Here is a 17463-nt window from a genome sequence, read left to right on the forward strand (position 1 = left end):
GTAGAGTAACATGGCAAAAGAATTTCTAATCGAGCTAGGTACAGAAGAGCTACCACCAACGCAACTTCGCACTCTAGCTGAAGCATTCGCAGCAAACTTCGAAGCAGAACTAAAAGGCGCTGAGCTTGCTCACGAAGGCGTGAAATGGTTCGCGGCGCCTCGTCGTCTTGCACTTAAAGTCGCTGCACTAGCAGACAGCCAGTCTGACAAAGTGGTTGAAAAACGTGGTCCTGCGGTTTCTGCAGCATTTGACGCAGAAGGCAACCCAACAAAAGCGGCTCAAGGCTGGGCACGCGGTTGTGGCATCACGGTTGACCAAGCAGAGCGCATGGTTACAGACAAAGGTGAATGGCTACTGTTCAAACAAGAAGTGAAAGGTCAGCCAACGTCTGAGATCGTCGTTGAACTTGCAGCGAAAGCACTAGCAAACCTACCTATCGCAAAACCAATGCGCTGGGGTAACAAAACGACTCAATTTATCCGTCCAGTTAAGACGCTAACCATGCTAATGGGCAGCGACCTAATCGAAGGCGAGATCCTTGGTGTCGCTTCAGACCGCACTATCCGTGGTCACCGCTTCATGGGTGAGCAAGAGTTCACTATCGATTCTGCTGAGCAATACCCTGCGATTCTAGAAGAGCGCGGTAAAGTAATGGCAGATTACGAAGCGCGTAAAGCAATCATCCTAGCTGACGCACAAAAAGCGGCAGCAGCGGTTGGCGGTATCGCTGACCTAGAAGATGACCTAGTAGAAGAAGTAACGTCTCTGGTTGAATGGCCAGTGGTACTAACAGCGAAGTTTGAAGAAGAGTTCCTAAAAGTGCCTTCTGAAGCGTTGGTATACACCATGAAAGGTGACCAAAAATACTTCCCTGTTTACGATGAAAACAAGAAGCTACTACCTAACTTCATCTTCGTATCGAACATCGAATCAAAAGAGCCTCGTTACGTAATCGAAGGTAACGAGAAAGTAGTTCGCCCTCGTCTTGCTGACGCAGAGTTCTTCTTCAACACAGACCGTAAGCGTCCGCTTATCGACCGTCTACCTGAACTAGAGCAAGCGATCTTCCAAAAGCAACTGGGTACGATCAAAGACAAAACAGACCGCATCACAGAACTTGCTGGCTACATTGCTGAGCAAATCGGTGCTGACGTTGAGAAATCAAAGCGTGCTGGTCTACTAGCAAAATGTGACCTAATGACCTCAATGGTATTCGAATTCACGGATACTCAAGGTGTTATGGGTATGCACTATGCTCGCCACGACGGTGAAGCAGAAGAAGTTGCAGTCGCACTGAACGAGCAATACATGCCTCGTTTCGCAGGTGATGAACTACCATCTAACGGCGTTTCAACTGCAGTTGCAATGGCAGACAAGCTAGACACTATCGTAGGTATCTTCGGTATTGGTCAAGCGCCTAAAGGCAGCGATCCATTCGCACTACGCCGCGCATCTCTAGGTGTACTACGTATCATCGTTGAATACGGCTACAACCTAGATCTTGTTGACCTAGTAGCGAAAGCGAAGTCACTGTTCGGCGACCGCCTAACCAACGACAACGTTGAACAAGACGTTATCGAGTTTATGCTTGGTCGTTTCCGTGCTTGGTACCAAGACGAAGGCTTCAGCGTAGACATCATTCAAGCGGTTCTAGCTCGTCGTCCGACGAAACCAGCAGACTTCGACCAACGAGTTAAAGCGGTTTCTCACTTCCGTGAACTAGAAGCAGCAGAGTCTCTAGCAGCAGCGAACAAACGTGTAGGTAATATCCTAGCGAAATTCGACGGCGAACTAGCAGCAGACATCGACCTAGCACTTCTACAAGAAGACGCAGAGAAAGCACTAGCAGAAAGCGTTGAAGTAATGACTGAAGCGCTAGAGCCAGCATTTGCTACAGGTAACTACCAAGAAGCCCTAAGCAAGCTAGCTGACCTACGTGAACCAGTTGATGCGTTCTTTGATAACGTAATGGTAATGGCAGACGACGAAGCACTTAAGAAGAACCGTCTGACACTACTGAACAACCTGCGTAACCTGTTCCTACAGATCGCAGACATTTCTTTGCTTCAAAAGTAATTCATTACTCTTCGAAGTGATTAAGAAATAACTAAAAGGGAAGCAGATGCTTCCCTTTTTTGTTGCCTTCAAACCGATGAAGGTGACGCTTATTATTCATTTTGTGAACAAGACTAAAATTTGTAGGGTGAGACGCGTTTAACTTGTTGGTGTAGAGCTCGGATTGTAGAGGCACAGTTTTGCTATAACTGGGCTGTTTATTCGGGGGAAGGACACAATGAAAAAAACAATTCTCGCACTCTCTATCGGTCTACTGGGCGCCTGCAGCCAGATTCCAGAAAATGCCATCGTATTAAGCGTTGGTGATGACACCGCTGTTTTTGAGGAAAACTCACAAGGCTTACTTGTCGCCGAGCAAAAACTCGAAAAAGGCAGTTACACGTTTACCATTGCTGACAGCAAGCAAAGCTGTGGCAGTAGCTTTGCCCTAGCAGAAGAAGATCGCATCAAGTTCAATCGTCCATTAAAAATGGATAACTGCGCCACTGATGCACAAATGCCGCTGCGCATCTTCAAAGCCAATACCTATCAATTTACGCTCAATCCAACCACCAATGAGCTATCTGTAAAAATCAAACCAAAACAGAGTCAGGACATCACCTACTCTTGCCCTGTCGCAACTGACGCGCCAAAAACCATCAATGTTGCTCAAACCTTTAATGATGGCACTGTCGTTCGCGATGCCTTAACCGGACAAGAAGCCACAGTCGCCAATGGCAGCGTCACCATGCAGCCGGGTCCTATGAGCCAAGGTCTATTGCTGCTAGAAGAAGTTGAACAGCAAGCCGATAAACCATTCAGCTGGGATAACGCGACGGTGTACTTCGTCATGACCGACCGCTTCTACAACGGTAACCCAGACAACGACAACAGCTACGGTCGCAGCAAAGACGGAAAATATGAGATTGGCACCTTCCACGGTGGTGACTTGGCGGGTCTGACGAAAAAACTCGATTACATCGAATCACTTGGTGTGAATGCTATCTGGATAACCTCGCCACTGGAACAAATCCACGGCTGGGTTGGCGGCGGCGATAAAGGCGACTTTAAGCACTACGGCTACCACGGCTACTACCACCAAGATTGGACCAAGCTTGATGCCAACATGGGTACCGAAGATGAACTCAGAACCTTCGTCGATACCGCCCACAAGAAAGGCATCCGCGTGATTTGGGATGTGGTCATGAACCACACAGGTTATGCGACATTAGCAGACATGCAGGAATTTGGCTTTGGTCAGCTTTACCTAGATGACCAAGAAGCCAAACAAGTCCTTGGTGAAAAATGGACCGACTGGCAGCCAAAATCAGGACAAAGCTGGCACAGCTTCAACGATTACATCAAATACGGTGATAGCGAAGCGTGGGATAAATGGTGGGGCAAAGATTGGATCCGCACCGACATTGGTGACTACGATGCTCCGGGCTACAACGATATCACCATGTCTTTGAACTACCTACCGGATCTCAAAACCGAATCGACTAAGAAAACCGGATTACCAAACTTCTTCCGCAATAAAGACACCAATGCGCAAGATGAGCTGCAAACCCCACGTGAACACCTGATTACCTGGTTATCCGATTGGGTACGTGACTACGGCATTGACGGCTTCCGTGTCGACACGGCCAAACACGTTGAAATGGAAGCGTGGGCAGAGTTGAAAGCCAGCACCACTCAAGCGCTTGCCCAGTGGAAGCAAAACAATCCAGACAAAGCACTAGATGACCTGCCATTTTGGATGACAGGTGAAGTGTGGGCTCACAGCGTAGTGAAGAGCCCGTATTTCGATAACGGCTTCGATTCCATCATCAACTTCGAGTTCCAATCTGATGTGGCACCAAAAGCGCTGAAGTGTTTCGCTCAACTTGATAATGATTACCGCCGCTATGCAGAGCGCATCAATACCGATCCTGAGTTCAATGTGTTGAGCTACCTGTCTTCACACGATACACAACTGTTTTGGTCAGCTCGCAGCCGCAGCTTTGATGACCAAGCACGTGCGGCAAATGCTCTGATGCTGGCTCCGGGTGCAGTACAGATCTATTACGGTGATGAGATAGCTCGTGATTTTGGCATTACTGGTTCAGACGCCCACCAAGGCACACGCTCAGATATGCCATGGGATAAGATTCATGGCGAGCGTGAAGATCTGCTGCAACATTGGCAAAAGTTGGGCGAATTCCGTAAACGCCACCCGGCGGTAGCTCAAGGTAAGCACATCACTCGCAACCAAGAAGGTTACTACGCGTTCGAACGCCAATACCAAGACGACAAGGTGCTGATTGTTTACACCGGTGAGTAAATCACACTCTCTCCACCAGCAAGGGAAGCATAAGCTTCCCTTTTTTATTGTTCTTTTTGCCCTTTTGTCTCGTTCCTCTGGTCTGATGACGCACTTTTTTCTTTCTCGGCTTAATTCACACTTTGCGTTAATTACACATTGAGGTAAGGTCAAGGATTACTCGATAAGCCGATAAAACATCGGCATAAACATACACAAAGCAATCACAATGAATTAGGTATAAGTCAGCATGCAGTTCTCAAAGTTTGGTGAAAAATTTAATCAGTATTCAGGTATTACGCAGTTAATGGACGATTTGAATGATGGTCTGCGCACACCAGGTGCCATCATGCTCGGTGGAGGTAATCCTGCCGCCATTCCTGCCATGCTCGATTACTTTCACCAAGCCAGTGAGGAAATGCTCGCCAGTGGGGAGCTCGTCGCCGCCCTCGCCAACTACGATGGCCCGCAGGGTAAAGACGCGTTCGTCAAAGCGCTAGCTCAGTTATTCCGTGAAACTTACGGCTGGGATATTTCCGAAAAAAACATCAGCCTAACTAACGGTAGCCAAAGTGGCTTTTTCTACTTGTTCAACTTGTTGGCTGGTAAACAGCCAGACGGTTCGCACAAGAAAGTGCTACTGCCTATCGCGCCTGAATACATCGGTTATGGTGATGCTGGCATTGATGAAGATATCTTTATCTCTTACCACCCAGAAATCGAGCTGTTAGATAACGGCCTGTTTAAATACCACGTCGATTTTGAGCAACTCGCCGTCGACGACTCTGTTGCGGCAATCTGCGCGTCTCGCCCAACTAACCCAACGGGTAATGTACTGACAGATGAAGAAGTACGTAAGCTGGACAAGCTAGCACGTGAGAACAACATCCCACTGATCATCGATAACGCCTACGGTCTACCTTTCCCGAACATCATCTTTGAAGATGTCGAACCGTTCTGGAATGAAAACACCATCCTATGCATGAGCCTATCTAAGCTTGGTTTACCGGGCGTGCGTTGTGGCATTGTGATTGCGAGTGAAGAAATCACGCAAGCATTAACCAATATGAACGGCATCATCAGCCTAGCGCCGGGCAGTGTTGGTCCAGCGCTGGCAAACCACATCATTGGCAAAGGCGATCTGCTTAAACTAAGCTCAGAGGTCATTAAGCCGTTCTACAAACAGAAGTCACAACGTGCAGTTGAACTACTCCAAGAAGCGATTACCGATGAGCGCTTCCGCATCCACAAGCCAGAAGGCGCTATCTTCTTGTGGTTATGGTTTGATGAACTGCCAATCACAACAATGGAACTGTACCAACGCTTGAAAGCGCGTGGCGTATTGATTGTCCCTGGTGAATATTTCTTTATTGGTCAGCAAGACGAGTGGGATCACGCGCACCAATGCCTGCGTATGAACTACGTTCAAGATGATGAGATGATGCAAAAAGGCATTGCGATTATCGCTGAAGAAGTGGAAAAGGCTTACCGCGAAGGTAAATAGACGGATTGAACTCAGCCGTTCTTCTCTTTGAAATTACGGCTTTGAAATAGCGGATTTGAAAACCCCCAAACTAAAAAGAGCGCCCATATGGCGCTCTTTCTCATTCTATAACCGGGTGGTTAACTGATTAGTTGTTCTCAATCAGGTTGTTGCCACCGATAGCAATCTTACGTGGTTGCATGGCTTCAGGGATTTCACGAACTAAATCGATATGAAGCAGACCGTTTTCCATTGATGCACCCACGACTTTTACGTAATCCGCTAGCTGGAATTTACGTTCAAAATCACGTTCTGCAATACCTTGGTAAACGTAGTTTTTGCCTTCTTCTGCTTTACGTTCGCCCTTCACAATCAACATGTTTTCGTTTTGAGTCAGATCGAGCTGTTCTTCAGCAAAGCCAGCAACGGCCATAGTAATACGGTAGTTGTGCTCGTCTTTTTGCTCAATGTTGTATGGAGGGTAACCGCCAGAAGTATTTTTCGCTGTATTCGCTTCCATCAGGTTTAGCAGACGATCAAAGCCAATTGCATTACGGTATAGTGGTGAGAAATCTACATTACGCATAAATCTATCCTCTTAATTAAGCAATAGTCTTAGTTCAGATGAGTTCCATCCTACTGGCGTGTTTATGCAAAAACCAACGCCGAACTAAGAGATTCTTATCATTCCACTGGCCTTGGTTTGGCTCGGAGACATGATATTAAATCTAAAGGTTTAAGTTGTGTGCCAAAACGCCATATCCTCTTCTGAGCGATCTCGTTTTAGCGATTTCAGAGGGCAGGTCTTCTAGTCTCTAGCAAGCCAGTCACCCTCTTCACAACTAGATATAAGGTCGTCAAAAATGACTTTCAAGTGAAAAAATAAAAAATTTTTAAAGCATCCACTATCCCCTTGAACAGCTTAGTTCCTCATCACTTCGCGATCTGTGATAAAAAGCCCGCCGTTCTGGGGGGCTCAATCTACACTTTACTTGCGGGAGGATTTACGCGCTTTTACAACGTCCTTTTCTGCCGCCTTTTCCTGCTTTAGTTTGCGCTTTTCTTTTAGACTCAACTGCGGTTGTTTCTTTTCTTTCTTACTCATGACTTCACCTCTATTTATTGGCACAACAGACAACCACACAGCATTTTCTGAGCTGGTGGCTGCGATTGATGAACAATTTCAGTAATCACAAAGCAGCGTCGCTGATTAAAAATTTCCACTTCGAGCGCATCATTTTTAGCTCGACCTAACAGTCGAGACCCCAAATAAGAATCGACCGCGAGCATACCTGTCATGGGTTGCCCCTTACGCGAGCTGACCAATGTCATGCGATATTGATAGGCGCGTTCAACATCCACTAAGCGAACCGTGTCCCCAACCGCAATACGAGCTCGGTTACGGCAATGGGCTTGTTGCTCGCAGATTTCAAATAGCGATAACAACCTTAGTGGTGATTGATAGGTTAAAAAGCGACTGGTTAACCACCAAGTTCGCAGCGCCAAGCAGTACGCTGAGAACCAGCGTTCAAACATGATTATTTCCTTCTTAATGCCTTGTCTTACAAATAAATTCAGTGCATTGAACCGGAAGTGCATCACTTCCGGCTTAGTTCAGGAAAGTCATCACCATTTTCTTAGTCTCCTTATTCATCAGCTCTTCAGCACTATAGCGAGCAGAAAAAAGAAAGCAAAAACGCTCAAGCGAACAAAATGGCGAGAAAAAAAGAAAACAGAAATAAAATGGCAGGCTTGATCGGGTTGTTGGCAGTTAGTACCAGAAAAACATCCGCTTTAGCAGAAAGTGGCGATTTTAGCTGGTGGTACAACAAAAAAAGCAGCGATTTCTCGCTGCTTTTTACTATCACGAACAGTGTCGTTATACGTCTAGGTTCGCTACTTTCAGTGCGTTCTCTTCGATGAAGTTACGACGAGGTTCTACTTGGTCACCCATTAGCGTAGTGAACAGTTGATCTGCACCTACCGCATCTTCAATCGTTACCTGCATCATACGACGAGTTTCTGGGTCCATGGTGGTTTCCCAAAGTTGGTCTGGGTTCATCTCACCTAGACCTTTGTAGCGCTGACGGCTTAAGCCACGCATTGACTCTTTCACTAACCAGTCAAGCGCTTCTGCAAAGTTTGCCACTGGCATAGTACGCTCACCACGTTTGATGTACGCGCCTTCTTCCAGAAGTCCATCAAGTGCTTCTGATAGATCAGCCAACTTGCCGTACTCTTTCGAGTTTAGGAAGTCGATGCTAATTGCATGTTCGTGCGTCACACCGTGAGTACGAACCACAATCTTAGGCAAGTTTAAGCCTAGCTCTTCGTGCTGCTCAACTTCGTAGCTGTACTGGCTTGCACCCACTTCTTTCGCATTCAGCTGTTCAATAAGCTGCTTCGTCCAAGCTTCCACAACTGATGCGTCATGGCATTGCTCTGGCGTTAGGCGAGGAGTGTAAATCAACTCGTTTACCAAAGCACTTGGGTAGCGACGGCTCATACGTTCCGCCAGTTTAATACCCGCATTGTACTGTTGAACAAGCTTCTCTAGTGCTTCACCTGCCAGTGCAGGTGCTTCTGCGTTTACGTGTAGCGATGCATTGTCCAGAGCCAATGATACTTGGTATTGGTTCATCGCTTCTTCATCTTTGATGTACTGCTCTTGTTTGCCTTTTTTCACTTTGTATAGTGGTGGCTGAGCGATGTACACATAGCCACGCTCGATAAGCTCTGGCATTTGACGGTAGAAGAAGGTCAACAGTAGCGTACGGATGTGCGAACCATCGACATCGGCATCGGTCATGATGATGATGTTGTGGTAACGAAGCTTGTCCGGGTTGTACTCGTCACGACCGATACCACAACCTAGTGCGGTGATCAGTGTTGCTACTTCTTGAGAAGATAGCATCTTGTCGAAACGTGCTTTTTCTACGTTAAGAATCTTACCTTTTAGCGGTAGGATCGCTTGGTTCTTACGGTTACGGCCTTGTTTTGCGGAGCCGCCTGCCGAATCACCCTCCACTATGTATAGTTCAGAGAGTGCCGGATCTTTTTCCTGACAGTCTGCAAGTTTACCTGGAAGGCCAGCTAGGTCTAGTGCACCTTTACGGCGCGTCATTTCACGAGCTTTACGCGCTGCTTCACGAGCACGTGCTGCATCGATGATTTTCGAACAAACCATCTTCGCTTCTGTCGGGTTCTCAATCAGGAACTCAGACAGTTTTTCACCCATTGCAGACTCAACAGCTGATTTCACTTCAGAAGAAACCAGTTTGTCTTTTGTTTGGCTTGAGAACTTAGGATCAGGCACTTTCACCGAAACAACCGCAGTTAGACCTTCACGCGCATCGTCGCCTGAAGTCGCTGTTTTCGCTTTCTTCGAGAAACCTTCTTTATCCATAAAGCTGTTCAATGTACGTGTTAGCGCAGCACGGAAACCAGCAAGGTGAGTACCACCATCACGCTGTGGGATATTGTTGGTAAAGCAGAAGATGTTCTCTTGGAAACCATCGTTCCATTGCATCGCCACTTCAACTGAAATGCCGTCTTCACGCTCAGAGTTAAAGTGGAAGATTTTTTCGATGATTGGCGTTTTGTTGGTGTTTAGGTGATCAACGAACGCTTGAATACCACCTTCATACATGAAGTGATCATGTTTGTCTGCTTCACGTTCATCAACCAATTTGATCGACACACCAGAGTTCAGGAATGACAGTTCACGCAGGCGCTTCGCCAGAATGTCATAGTGGAACTCTGTGTTAGAGAACGTCTCGGCACTTGGCCAGAAACGAATTTGTGTACCGGTTTTATCCGTATCACCCACAACGGCTAGTGGCGCTTGAGGCTCACCATGGCGGTAGGTTTGCGTATGGATATGGCCACCACGATGAATCGTTAGCTCAACTTTCTCTGATAGTGCGTTTACTACTGAAACACCTACCCCGTGAAGACCACCCGATACTTTGTATGAGTTATCGTCGAACTTACCACCCGCGTGAAGAACCGTCATGATTACTTCTGCTGCAGAGACATTTTCCTCTGAGTGGATTTCTGTTGGAATGCCACGACCATCATCGCTAACGGAAACCGAGTTATCCTCATGAATTGTCACAACGATGTCTTTACAGTGACCTGCCAACGCTTCATCAATTGAGTTATCCACCACCTCGAAAACCATGTGGTGAAGGCCGGTGCCGTCGTCCGTATCGCCGATGTACATTCCTGGACGCTTACGTACCGCATCCAGACCCTTCAGTACCTTAATACTCGATGAATCGTAATTTTCAGACATGAGTTTCTCTCTTCTAGTTTGACTCTATCCTGCCATGTTCCACATGAAACAATTTACCGTTATCGTCCAACATATCGGCGATTTGGCTTTCAGTGATAGAGCTTACAAATACTTGTGCGCCCGTCTCTTTTAAGCAGTCAGCAAGACGCTTGCGACGTTGGCTATCTAATTCCGACGCGAAGTCATCAATTAGGTAAATGCATTGTTTACCGGCCATCTCTGTCAGGTGTTGCCCTTGCGCTACACGCAATGCACACACCATGAGTTTTAATTGACCGCGTGACAGAACATCTTCAACGGGCGTTCCGTTCACTTTAATGCGCAAATCAGCTTTGTTTGGGCCACTAAAGGTGTATCCCAAAGCCTGATCACGCTCAAAATTCTTTTCTAGTATCTCGTGGTATGGAGTGTCTTTATCCCAGCCACGATAATACTTCAATTGGATCTCAAATTCTGGCAAAAATGTCTGACAGATAGTTTCTGCGACGGTTTTCATCTGCTCGATGTAACTTGCTCGCCATTGGCTGATGTTTTCAGCCAATCCTGCCATTTCCTGATCCCAATAACTGAGCTCACGATAACTATTGGCGGTTTTCAACAACGCGTTGCGCTGCTTGTTCAGGCGCTTGAACCTTCCCCATGCTTGATAAAAAGCGGGCTCGGTATGAAACACGCCCCAATCAATAAACGCACGACGATGTTTAGGGCCATCTGTCAGTAAATCAAACCCTTCTGGGTGTATCAACTGCAGAGGCAGAACTTGTGCCAACTGCGCTAATTTTTGTCCAGATTGACCGCCTATTTTAACCTCTGTTGAGCCATCACGCTGCTTATTAATGCCGATAGGTAGCTCAAATTGATCCGAGTTCAAAAAACGACCATGAACAAACAGTTCGTCACACTCATTTTGTATCACTCGTCCGGTGAGAGAGCTCTTGAATGAGCGGCCATGCCCGAGCAGATAAACCGCTTCTAAGACACTGGTTTTACCGCTGCCGTTCGGCCCGATAAGAAAGTTAAAGCCTGCTGATAACTCAATATCACAGGCTTTAATGTTTCGAAACTGCTGAATGATGAGACGAGAAAGAGGCATTCAGTTGGCTTATAGACGAATTGGCATCACCACGTACATGGCACTGTCATCGTCGGCATTTTCAATCAACGCGCTAGCGTTAGCATCCGACATCGACACACGTACATTTTCACAACGCAACGTATTCAGAACATCAAGCACATAGCTTACGTTAAAGCCGATTTCGATGGCGTCACCTTCAAAGGTTACATCAAGCATCTCTTCCGCTTCTTCTTGTTCTGGGTTATTCGCGGTTATGCGCATTTCAGTATCAGCCAGATTCACTCGCACGCCACGGAATTTTTCGTTGGAAAGAATCGCAGCACGAGAGAAGGCTTGGCGCAACTCGTCACAACTTGCTATTAGGGTCTTATTGGTGCTCTGAGGCAATACACGGCGGTAGTCAGGGAAACGACCATCAACCAACTTAGAGGTAAAAGTAAAGTTATTCACCTCAGCACGAACATTGGAGCTACCGATCTGAAGTACTACAGGCTGCTCTGGCGCATCCATCAACTTTACTAATTCTTGCACACCTTTGCGTGGCACGATGATTTGCTTCTGCGCAAAGTCCGCACCTAGCTGAGTTTGCGATACCGCCATACGGTGGCCGTCCGTCGCCACGCTGCGTAGCGTGGTGCCGTCAATTTCAAACAACATGCCGTTGAGGTAGTAACGAACGTCTTGATTCGCCATCGAGAACTGAGTTTTGTCGATCAGCGTACGTAAATCAGCTTGGCTCAGTGATACTTCCACTTCACTTTGCCAGTCTTCAATATTAGGGAAATCGTTCGCAGGAAGCGTTGCCAATGAGAAACGGCTGCGACCAGAGCGAACTTGTACGCGATCACCTTCTAATACAAATGTGATGATCGCATCGTCCGGTAAACCACGGCAGATATCGAGAAACTTACGCGAAGGAACGGTAATGCTGCCCGCTTCAAAATCACCTTCTAGCGTCACTTTGCTTACTAACTCTACTTCAAGATCGGTTGCCGTCATCGACAATACGTTCTCTTCTACTTTAAGAAGTAGGTTACCCAGGATTGGCAGAGTTGGTCGGCCACCTAAAGCGCCCGAAACCTGCTGTAGCGGTTTGATTAAATGACTACGTTCAATGGTAAATTTCATGCTTGGCTCTTTACGCTGTCAGCTCAATAAATGATTTGCTTAGAATACCGTTATTCTAACCGATTACGAAGACAGGGTGCGAATCAAGTTAGAGTAATCTTCTTTAATGTCGTGGCTCTCTTCACGCAGCTGCTCAATCTTGCGACAAGCATGAAGTACGGTCGTATGATCGCGGCCCCCAAACGCATCGCCAATTTCAGGCAAGCTATGGTTGGTTAGTTCTTTTGCTAACGCCATGGCCAGCTGACGAGGACGCGCAACAGAACGAGAGCGACGTTTAGACAGCAAGTCCGCTACTTTAATCTTGTAGTATTCCGCCACTGTCTTTTGAATGTTATCGATCGTCACCAGCTTCTCTTGTAGAGCAAGCAGATCGCGCAGCGCTTCACGAACAAAATCAATCGTAATTGGACGACCAGTAAAGTTCGCGTTCGCGATAACACGGTTCAGTGCACCTTCGAGCTCACGAACGTTCGAACGCAGACGCTTGGCAATGAAGAATGCCACTTCATCAGCAAGGTGGATTTGGTGATCTTCAGCTTTTTTCATCAAGATCGCCACACGCGTTTCAAGCTCAGGTGGCTCGATCGCAACAGTAAGACCCCAACCAAAGCGAGATTTAAGACGATCTTCAACGCCATTAATTTCTTTAGGATAACGGTCAGACGTTAGAATGATCTGCTGATTACCTTCCAATAGTGCGTTGAAGGTATGGAAGAATTCTTCTTGTGAACGTTCTTTATTAGCAAAGAATTGGATGTCATCGATAAGGAGCGCATCCACGCTGCGGTAGTAGCGTTTGAATTCTTCAATCGCATTGTTTTGCAACGCTTTTACCATGTCTTGCACAAAACGTTCTGAGTGCATGTAGACCACTTTTGCGTTCGGGTTGTTATCCACAATCGCGTTGCCCACCGCATGCAACAAGTGCGTTTTACCCAAGCCCGTGCCGCCGTATAGGAACAGCGGGTTGTATGCTGCACCAGGATTATCCGATACCTGACGCGCCGCAGCCAAACCCAGTTGGTTCGACTTACCTTCAACAAAGTTGTCGAACTTGTGTTTTGGGTTCATGTTTGAGCGGTGATTGATAGCCGCAATCGCTTGAGCGTCGTCATCCCAGGTTTTGTGTACTGGCTTACGCGCCTGTAATTGCGCAGGCGCAGATGACTCCGCAGCCACATCTGCAGGCGTACGTGTCGGCGCTGGTTTTGGAGCAGAGACAGGTCGGCTCCCCACTTCAAAGCGTAAGTTAGGAATGTCGCCACCACAGTATTCCTGCAGTAAGCGAGTAATATTGTTCAGATACTTATCACGCACCCAGTCCAACACGAAGCGGTTTGGCGCGAATAGAGTGAGAGTATTGTCATTGAGCTCCGCTTGTAGCGGACGAACCCACATGCTGAATTCTGTAGCTGGTAGCTCTTCTTGAAGCTGCTGCAAACATTGCAGCCAAAGCGAAGATGACACGGTGCCCCCACTGAGTAATTGAATTATCGGAAAAGACTGGCAATTTTACCTGTTGATAACCAAGATCGCCAGCGATTGATCGACGATCCAGTGAATAAGATCCAAGTTATTCACAATTATTTCTGCAAACTTGATGAGATCAACACACCTTGCCCCAAATTTGCCCACACAACGATCCACAATTGGGCAAAATTCACAAGATCGAGCGATTGGTGATAAGTCTGTGTATTATTTTATTCCCAATGCTGATTTTGTCGATCATTTCGCTAGGTTCAGTTCGCATTTTCGTCACATTTAACATTCTTCTTCTATTATCTAATAACTCACAGGTCTAGGTTATTGCTCTTGGTTATTTATTTAATTGAGCTAACTAACAGTAGTATTTCCAACCATAAAATTATGGAGATGTATTATGAAAAACTGGATTAAGGTTGCCGTTGCAGCCATTGCACTGTCGGCAGCAACCGTACAAGCCGCTACTGAAGTCAAAGTTGGTATGTCAGGTCGCTACTTCCCGTTTACTTTTGTAAAGCAAGACAAGCTACAAGGCTTTGAAGTCGACATGTGGGATGAAATCGGTAAACGTAACGATTACAAAATCGAATACGTAACAGCCAACTTCTCTGGTTTATTTGGTCTTTTAGAAACTGGTCGTATCGATACGATCTCCAACCAAATCACCATGACTGATGAGCGTAAAGCTAAATACCTATTTGCTGACCCTTACGTTGTAGATGGCGCACAAATTACCGTGCGTAAAGGCAACGACAGCATCAAAGGTGTTGACGATCTTGCGGGCAAAACCGTTGCGGTGAACCTAGGCTCTAACTTTGAGCAACTGCTGCGTCAATACGACAAAGACGGCAAGATCAACATTAAAACGTACGACACAGGTATCGAACATGACGTGGCGCTCGGTCGTGCAGACGCGTTTGTAATGGATCGTCTTTCTGCGTTAGAGCTGATTAAGAAAACAGGTCTTCCTTTGGAATTGGCAGGCGAACCGTTTGAGACCATTCAAAACGCATGGCCTTTCGTGGACAACGAGAAAGGTCGTAAGCTGCAAGAAGAAGTAAACAAAGCACTGGCTGAGATGCGCGCAGATGGTACAGTAGAGAAAATTTCCGTGAAGTGGTTTGGCGCTGACATCACGAAATAAGAACTCTTTGTACTTTAGGCCGCAAAGTGGTATCACTCTAGGACTAAAATAAACTTACGTAAAGGTGGAACTTGTTTTCCACCTTTTCTTTTCTCTAGCCTTTAGGTAAGCCGTATGGGATTTGACTTTAATTACATGTTGGAACTGTTGCCGATATTGCTGAAATATCTTGGCACAACCATGGAAATGGCGACATGGGGATTGGTGTTTTCGCTGATTTTATCCGTCATTTTAGCCAATATTCGCGTATTTAAACTGCCAGTTTTGGATCAATTAAGCCAACTGTACATCAGCTTCTTCCGTGGCACCCCACTGTTGGTTCAGCTTTTCCTGCTTTATTACGGCTTACCGCAAATTTTTCCATTGATGGTCGGTATCGACGCCTTTTCAGCAGCGGTTATCGGTTTAACGCTGCACTTTGCCGCTTATATGGCGGAAAGTATTCGTGCCGCCATTATTGGCATTGATCGCAGCCAAATGGAAGCGAGCTTATCGGTCGGTATGACGACATCCCAAGCAATGCGCCGAGTGATTTTACCTCAAGCAACGCGTGTCGCACTGCCTTCATTGATGAACTATTTCATCGATATGATCAAGTCAACGTCTCTCGCTTTCACGCTTGGTGTGGCCGAAATCATGGCGAAAGCACAGATGGAAGCCTCATCAAGTTTCCGTTTCTTTGAAGCTTTCCTTGCGGTTGCTCTTATTTACTGGGGCGTGGTGGTGATTCTGACTCGCGTACAAATCTGGGCAGAAGCAAAACTGAATAAGGCGTACGTACGATGATTAAGTTAGAAAATATTCACAAACGTTTTGGTGAGACTGAAGTGCTGAAAGGCATCGACCTCGATATTAAGCAAGGTGAGATCATCGTGATTATCGGCTCAAGTGGTACGGGTAAATCAACCTTGCTGCGTACGGTGAACTTTCTAGAACAAGCAGATGAAGGTCGTATCACGATAGATGACATCTCCGTTGATACTCAAAAACACACTAAAGCCGAAGTATTAGCGCTGCGTCGTCGAACTGGCTTTGTGTTCCAAAACTATGCCCTGTTTGCCCATATGAATGCGCGCCAGAACATTGCCGAAGGTCTAGTGACCGTTCGAGGTTGGAAAAAAGCCGATGCTCTCAAACGAGCGCAACAAATTCTGGATGACATCGGCCTTGGGGATAAAGGCGATAGTTATCCAGCGGCATTATCTGGCGGCCAACAACAACGCGTGGGTATCGGCCGAGCGATGGCGCTGCAACCAGAACTGCTGTTGTTTGACGAACCAACTTCTGCGCTGGATCCTGAATGGGTCGGTGAAGTTCTCTCATTAATGAAGAAGTTAGCTAATCAGCATCAAACCATGCTGGTGGTGACGCACGAGATGCAATTCGCGAAAGAAGTCGCTGATAGAGTGATCTTCATGGCGGAAGGCAATATCGTTGAGCAAGGTTCTCCACAGGATATCTTCGATAATCCACAAGATCCTCGTTTGAAAAAATTCCTTAACCAAGTAGGAATAGAGTAACGATCAAGCATCAGGATCGATTGATCCTTGAGATTTTACTCACACTACGTATAATCGCCCGGCCGGAATTTCGTACTCATTGAGTCATTGACACATTATGTGAGTGTGATTACAATTCCGCCTCTTTGTTGAGAGGCGTCGGTTGTCCTTCTCTATATAAAGAGCTTCTTTATATAAGAAAGCAAATACCCACGCCGGGTTTAACAAGAACCTAAAACTACTGATCAGTAAAGGTAATTATCATGAAACGCACTTTTCAACCTACAGTTCTAAAGCGCAAGCGTACTCACGGCTTCCGTGCTCGCATGGCAACTAAGAACGGTCGTAAAGTTATCAACGCACGTCGTGCAAAAGGCCGTGCGCGCCTATCAAAATAATCGCTAGTTTATTTTGAACACGTACGCGTTTAATCGGGAGTTACGTTTGTTAACTCCCGAGCATTATCAAAACGTCTTCCAGCAAGCTCATCGAGCTGGCTCGCCTCATTTCACCATCATTGCTCGCAATAACAAACTTTCTCACCCACGATTAGGTTTAGCGGTTCCCAAAAAGCAAATCAAAACGGCTGTCGGTCGTAACCGATTTAAGCGTTTGGCTCGTGAAAGCTTTCGTAACAATCAACATCAGCTTCCAAACAAAGATTTTGTTGTGATTGCGAAGAAAAGCGCGCAAGATTTAAGCAATGAGGAAATTTTTAAGTTGTTTGATAAGCTATGGCAACGCCTGTCTCGCCCTTCACGTGGATAGCCATTGGGCTCGTTTATCTGTATCGCTGGTTTATCAGCCCTTTGATTGGTCCTCGTTGCCGGTTCACACCAACCTGTTCCACTTACGCGCTAGAAGCTTTGAGAGCTCACGGTTTTGTAAAAGGATGTTGGTTATCAGGCAAACGTCTATTAAAATGCCACCCTTTGAATGAAGGGGGGTATGACCCCGTTCCACCAGTCCAAAAACAAGACAGAGATAACTAACG

At 46.5% G+C, this 17463-nt stretch carries 15 protein-coding genes; 9 read left to right on the forward strand and 6 right to left on the reverse strand.

Annotated features, from left to right (window positions below):
* Positions 1–10: 10 nt before the first annotated feature.
* From glyS to R8O11_RS16340, 3 genes are all read left to right on the forward strand, one after another.
* Positions 11–2077, forward strand: a complete 2067-nt coding sequence (gene glyS / locus R8O11_RS16330; RefSeq protein WP_005378875.1) for a glycine--tRNA ligase subunit beta — start codon at positions 11–13, stop codon at positions 2075–2077.
* Between the two features lie 217 nt (positions 2078–2294).
* The gene (locus tag R8O11_RS16335; RefSeq protein WP_262592709.1) at positions 2295–4379 is read left to right on the forward strand and encodes an alpha-amylase; all 2085 of its coding nucleotides are present in this window, start codon (positions 2295–2297) and stop codon (positions 4377–4379) included.
* Positions 4380–4608: 229 nt separating this feature from the next.
* A complete protein-coding gene (locus tag R8O11_RS16340) occupies positions 4609–5862 on the forward strand; it encodes a valine--pyruvate transaminase (protein WP_213986832.1) in 1254 nt (417 codons plus the stop codon).
* Positions 5863–5989: 127 nt separating this feature from the next.
* Here R8O11_RS16340 and R8O11_RS16345 read toward each other — a convergent pair whose 3' ends face one another.
* The 6 genes from R8O11_RS16345 to dnaA form a co-directional block, all read right to left on the reverse strand.
* Entirely contained in the window at positions 5990–6427 is a 438-nt protein-coding gene (locus R8O11_RS16345; protein ID WP_005378857.1) for an Hsp20 family protein, read from the reverse strand.
* A 533-nt stretch (positions 6428–6960) separates the two neighbouring features.
* Positions 6961–7377 carry a GreA/GreB family elongation factor gene (locus tag R8O11_RS16350; protein WP_017635594.1) on the reverse strand — a complete coding sequence of 139 codons (417 nt, stop codon included), beginning with the start codon at positions 7375–7377 and terminating at the stop codon, positions 6961–6963.
* Positions 7378–7720: 343 nt separating this feature from the next.
* On the reverse strand, positions 7721–10138 hold the full coding sequence (gene gyrB, locus R8O11_RS16355) for a DNA topoisomerase (ATP-hydrolyzing) subunit B (protein WP_005378841.1): 2418 nt from the start codon (positions 10136–10138) through the stop codon (positions 7721–7723).
* A gap of 13 nt (positions 10139–10151) precedes the next feature.
* On the reverse strand, positions 10152–11231 hold the full coding sequence (gene recF / locus R8O11_RS16360; RefSeq protein ID WP_005378839.1) for a DNA replication/repair protein RecF: 1080 nt from the start codon (positions 11229–11231) through the stop codon (positions 10152–10154).
* 9 nt (positions 11232–11240) lie between these two features.
* Positions 11241–12341 (reverse strand): DNA polymerase III subunit beta, encoded by a 1101-nt coding sequence (dnaN, locus tag R8O11_RS16365; protein ID WP_005394106.1) that lies wholly within the window; start codon positions 12339–12341, stop codon positions 11241–11243.
* A gap of 63 nt (positions 12342–12404) precedes the next feature.
* A complete protein-coding gene (gene dnaA / locus R8O11_RS16370; RefSeq protein WP_005378835.1) occupies positions 12405–13811 on the reverse strand; it encodes a chromosomal replication initiator protein DnaA in 1407 nt (468 codons plus the stop codon).
* Positions 13812–14223: 412 nt separating this feature from the next.
* Here dnaA and R8O11_RS16375 point away from each other — a divergent pair, with 412 nt between their 5' ends.
* The 6 genes from R8O11_RS16375 to yidD all read left to right on the forward strand — a co-directional run bounded on the left by R8O11_RS16375 (position 14224) and on the right by yidD (position 17461).
* Positions 14224–14970 (forward strand): amino acid ABC transporter substrate-binding protein, encoded by a 747-nt coding sequence (locus tag R8O11_RS16375; RefSeq protein ID WP_005378831.1) that lies wholly within the window; start codon positions 14224–14226, stop codon positions 14968–14970.
* 114 nt (positions 14971–15084) lie between these two features.
* Complete coding sequence (locus R8O11_RS16380) at positions 15085–15756, forward strand: amino acid ABC transporter permease (RefSeq protein WP_005378829.1); 672 nt, start codon at positions 15085–15087, stop codon at positions 15754–15756.
* Positions 15753–16490 carry an amino acid ABC transporter ATP-binding protein gene (locus R8O11_RS16385; protein ID WP_005378827.1) on the forward strand — a complete coding sequence of 246 codons (738 nt, stop codon included), beginning with the start codon at positions 15753–15755 and terminating at the stop codon, positions 16488–16490. The genes R8O11_RS16380 and R8O11_RS16385 overlap by 4 nt, the downstream gene beginning before the upstream one ends.
* A gap of 242 nt (positions 16491–16732) precedes the next feature.
* Positions 16733–16867 (forward strand): 50S ribosomal protein L34, encoded by a 135-nt coding sequence (gene rpmH, locus R8O11_RS16390; protein WP_005378825.1) that lies wholly within the window; start codon positions 16733–16735, stop codon positions 16865–16867.
* 46 nt (positions 16868–16913) lie between these two features.
* Positions 16914–17237 (forward strand): ribonuclease P protein component, encoded by a 324-nt coding sequence (rnpA, locus tag R8O11_RS16395; RefSeq protein ID WP_005394102.1) that lies wholly within the window; start codon positions 16914–16916, stop codon positions 17235–17237.
* Positions 17204–17461: a membrane protein insertion efficiency factor YidD gene (gene yidD / locus R8O11_RS16400; RefSeq protein ID WP_005378822.1), complete on the forward strand. Its 258-nt coding sequence runs from the start codon at positions 17204–17206 to the stop codon at positions 17459–17461. The genes rnpA and yidD overlap by 34 nt, the downstream gene beginning before the upstream one ends.
* Positions 17462–17463: the final 2 nt, after the last annotated feature.

The organism is Vibrio sp. 1288, from assembly GCF_033344475.1.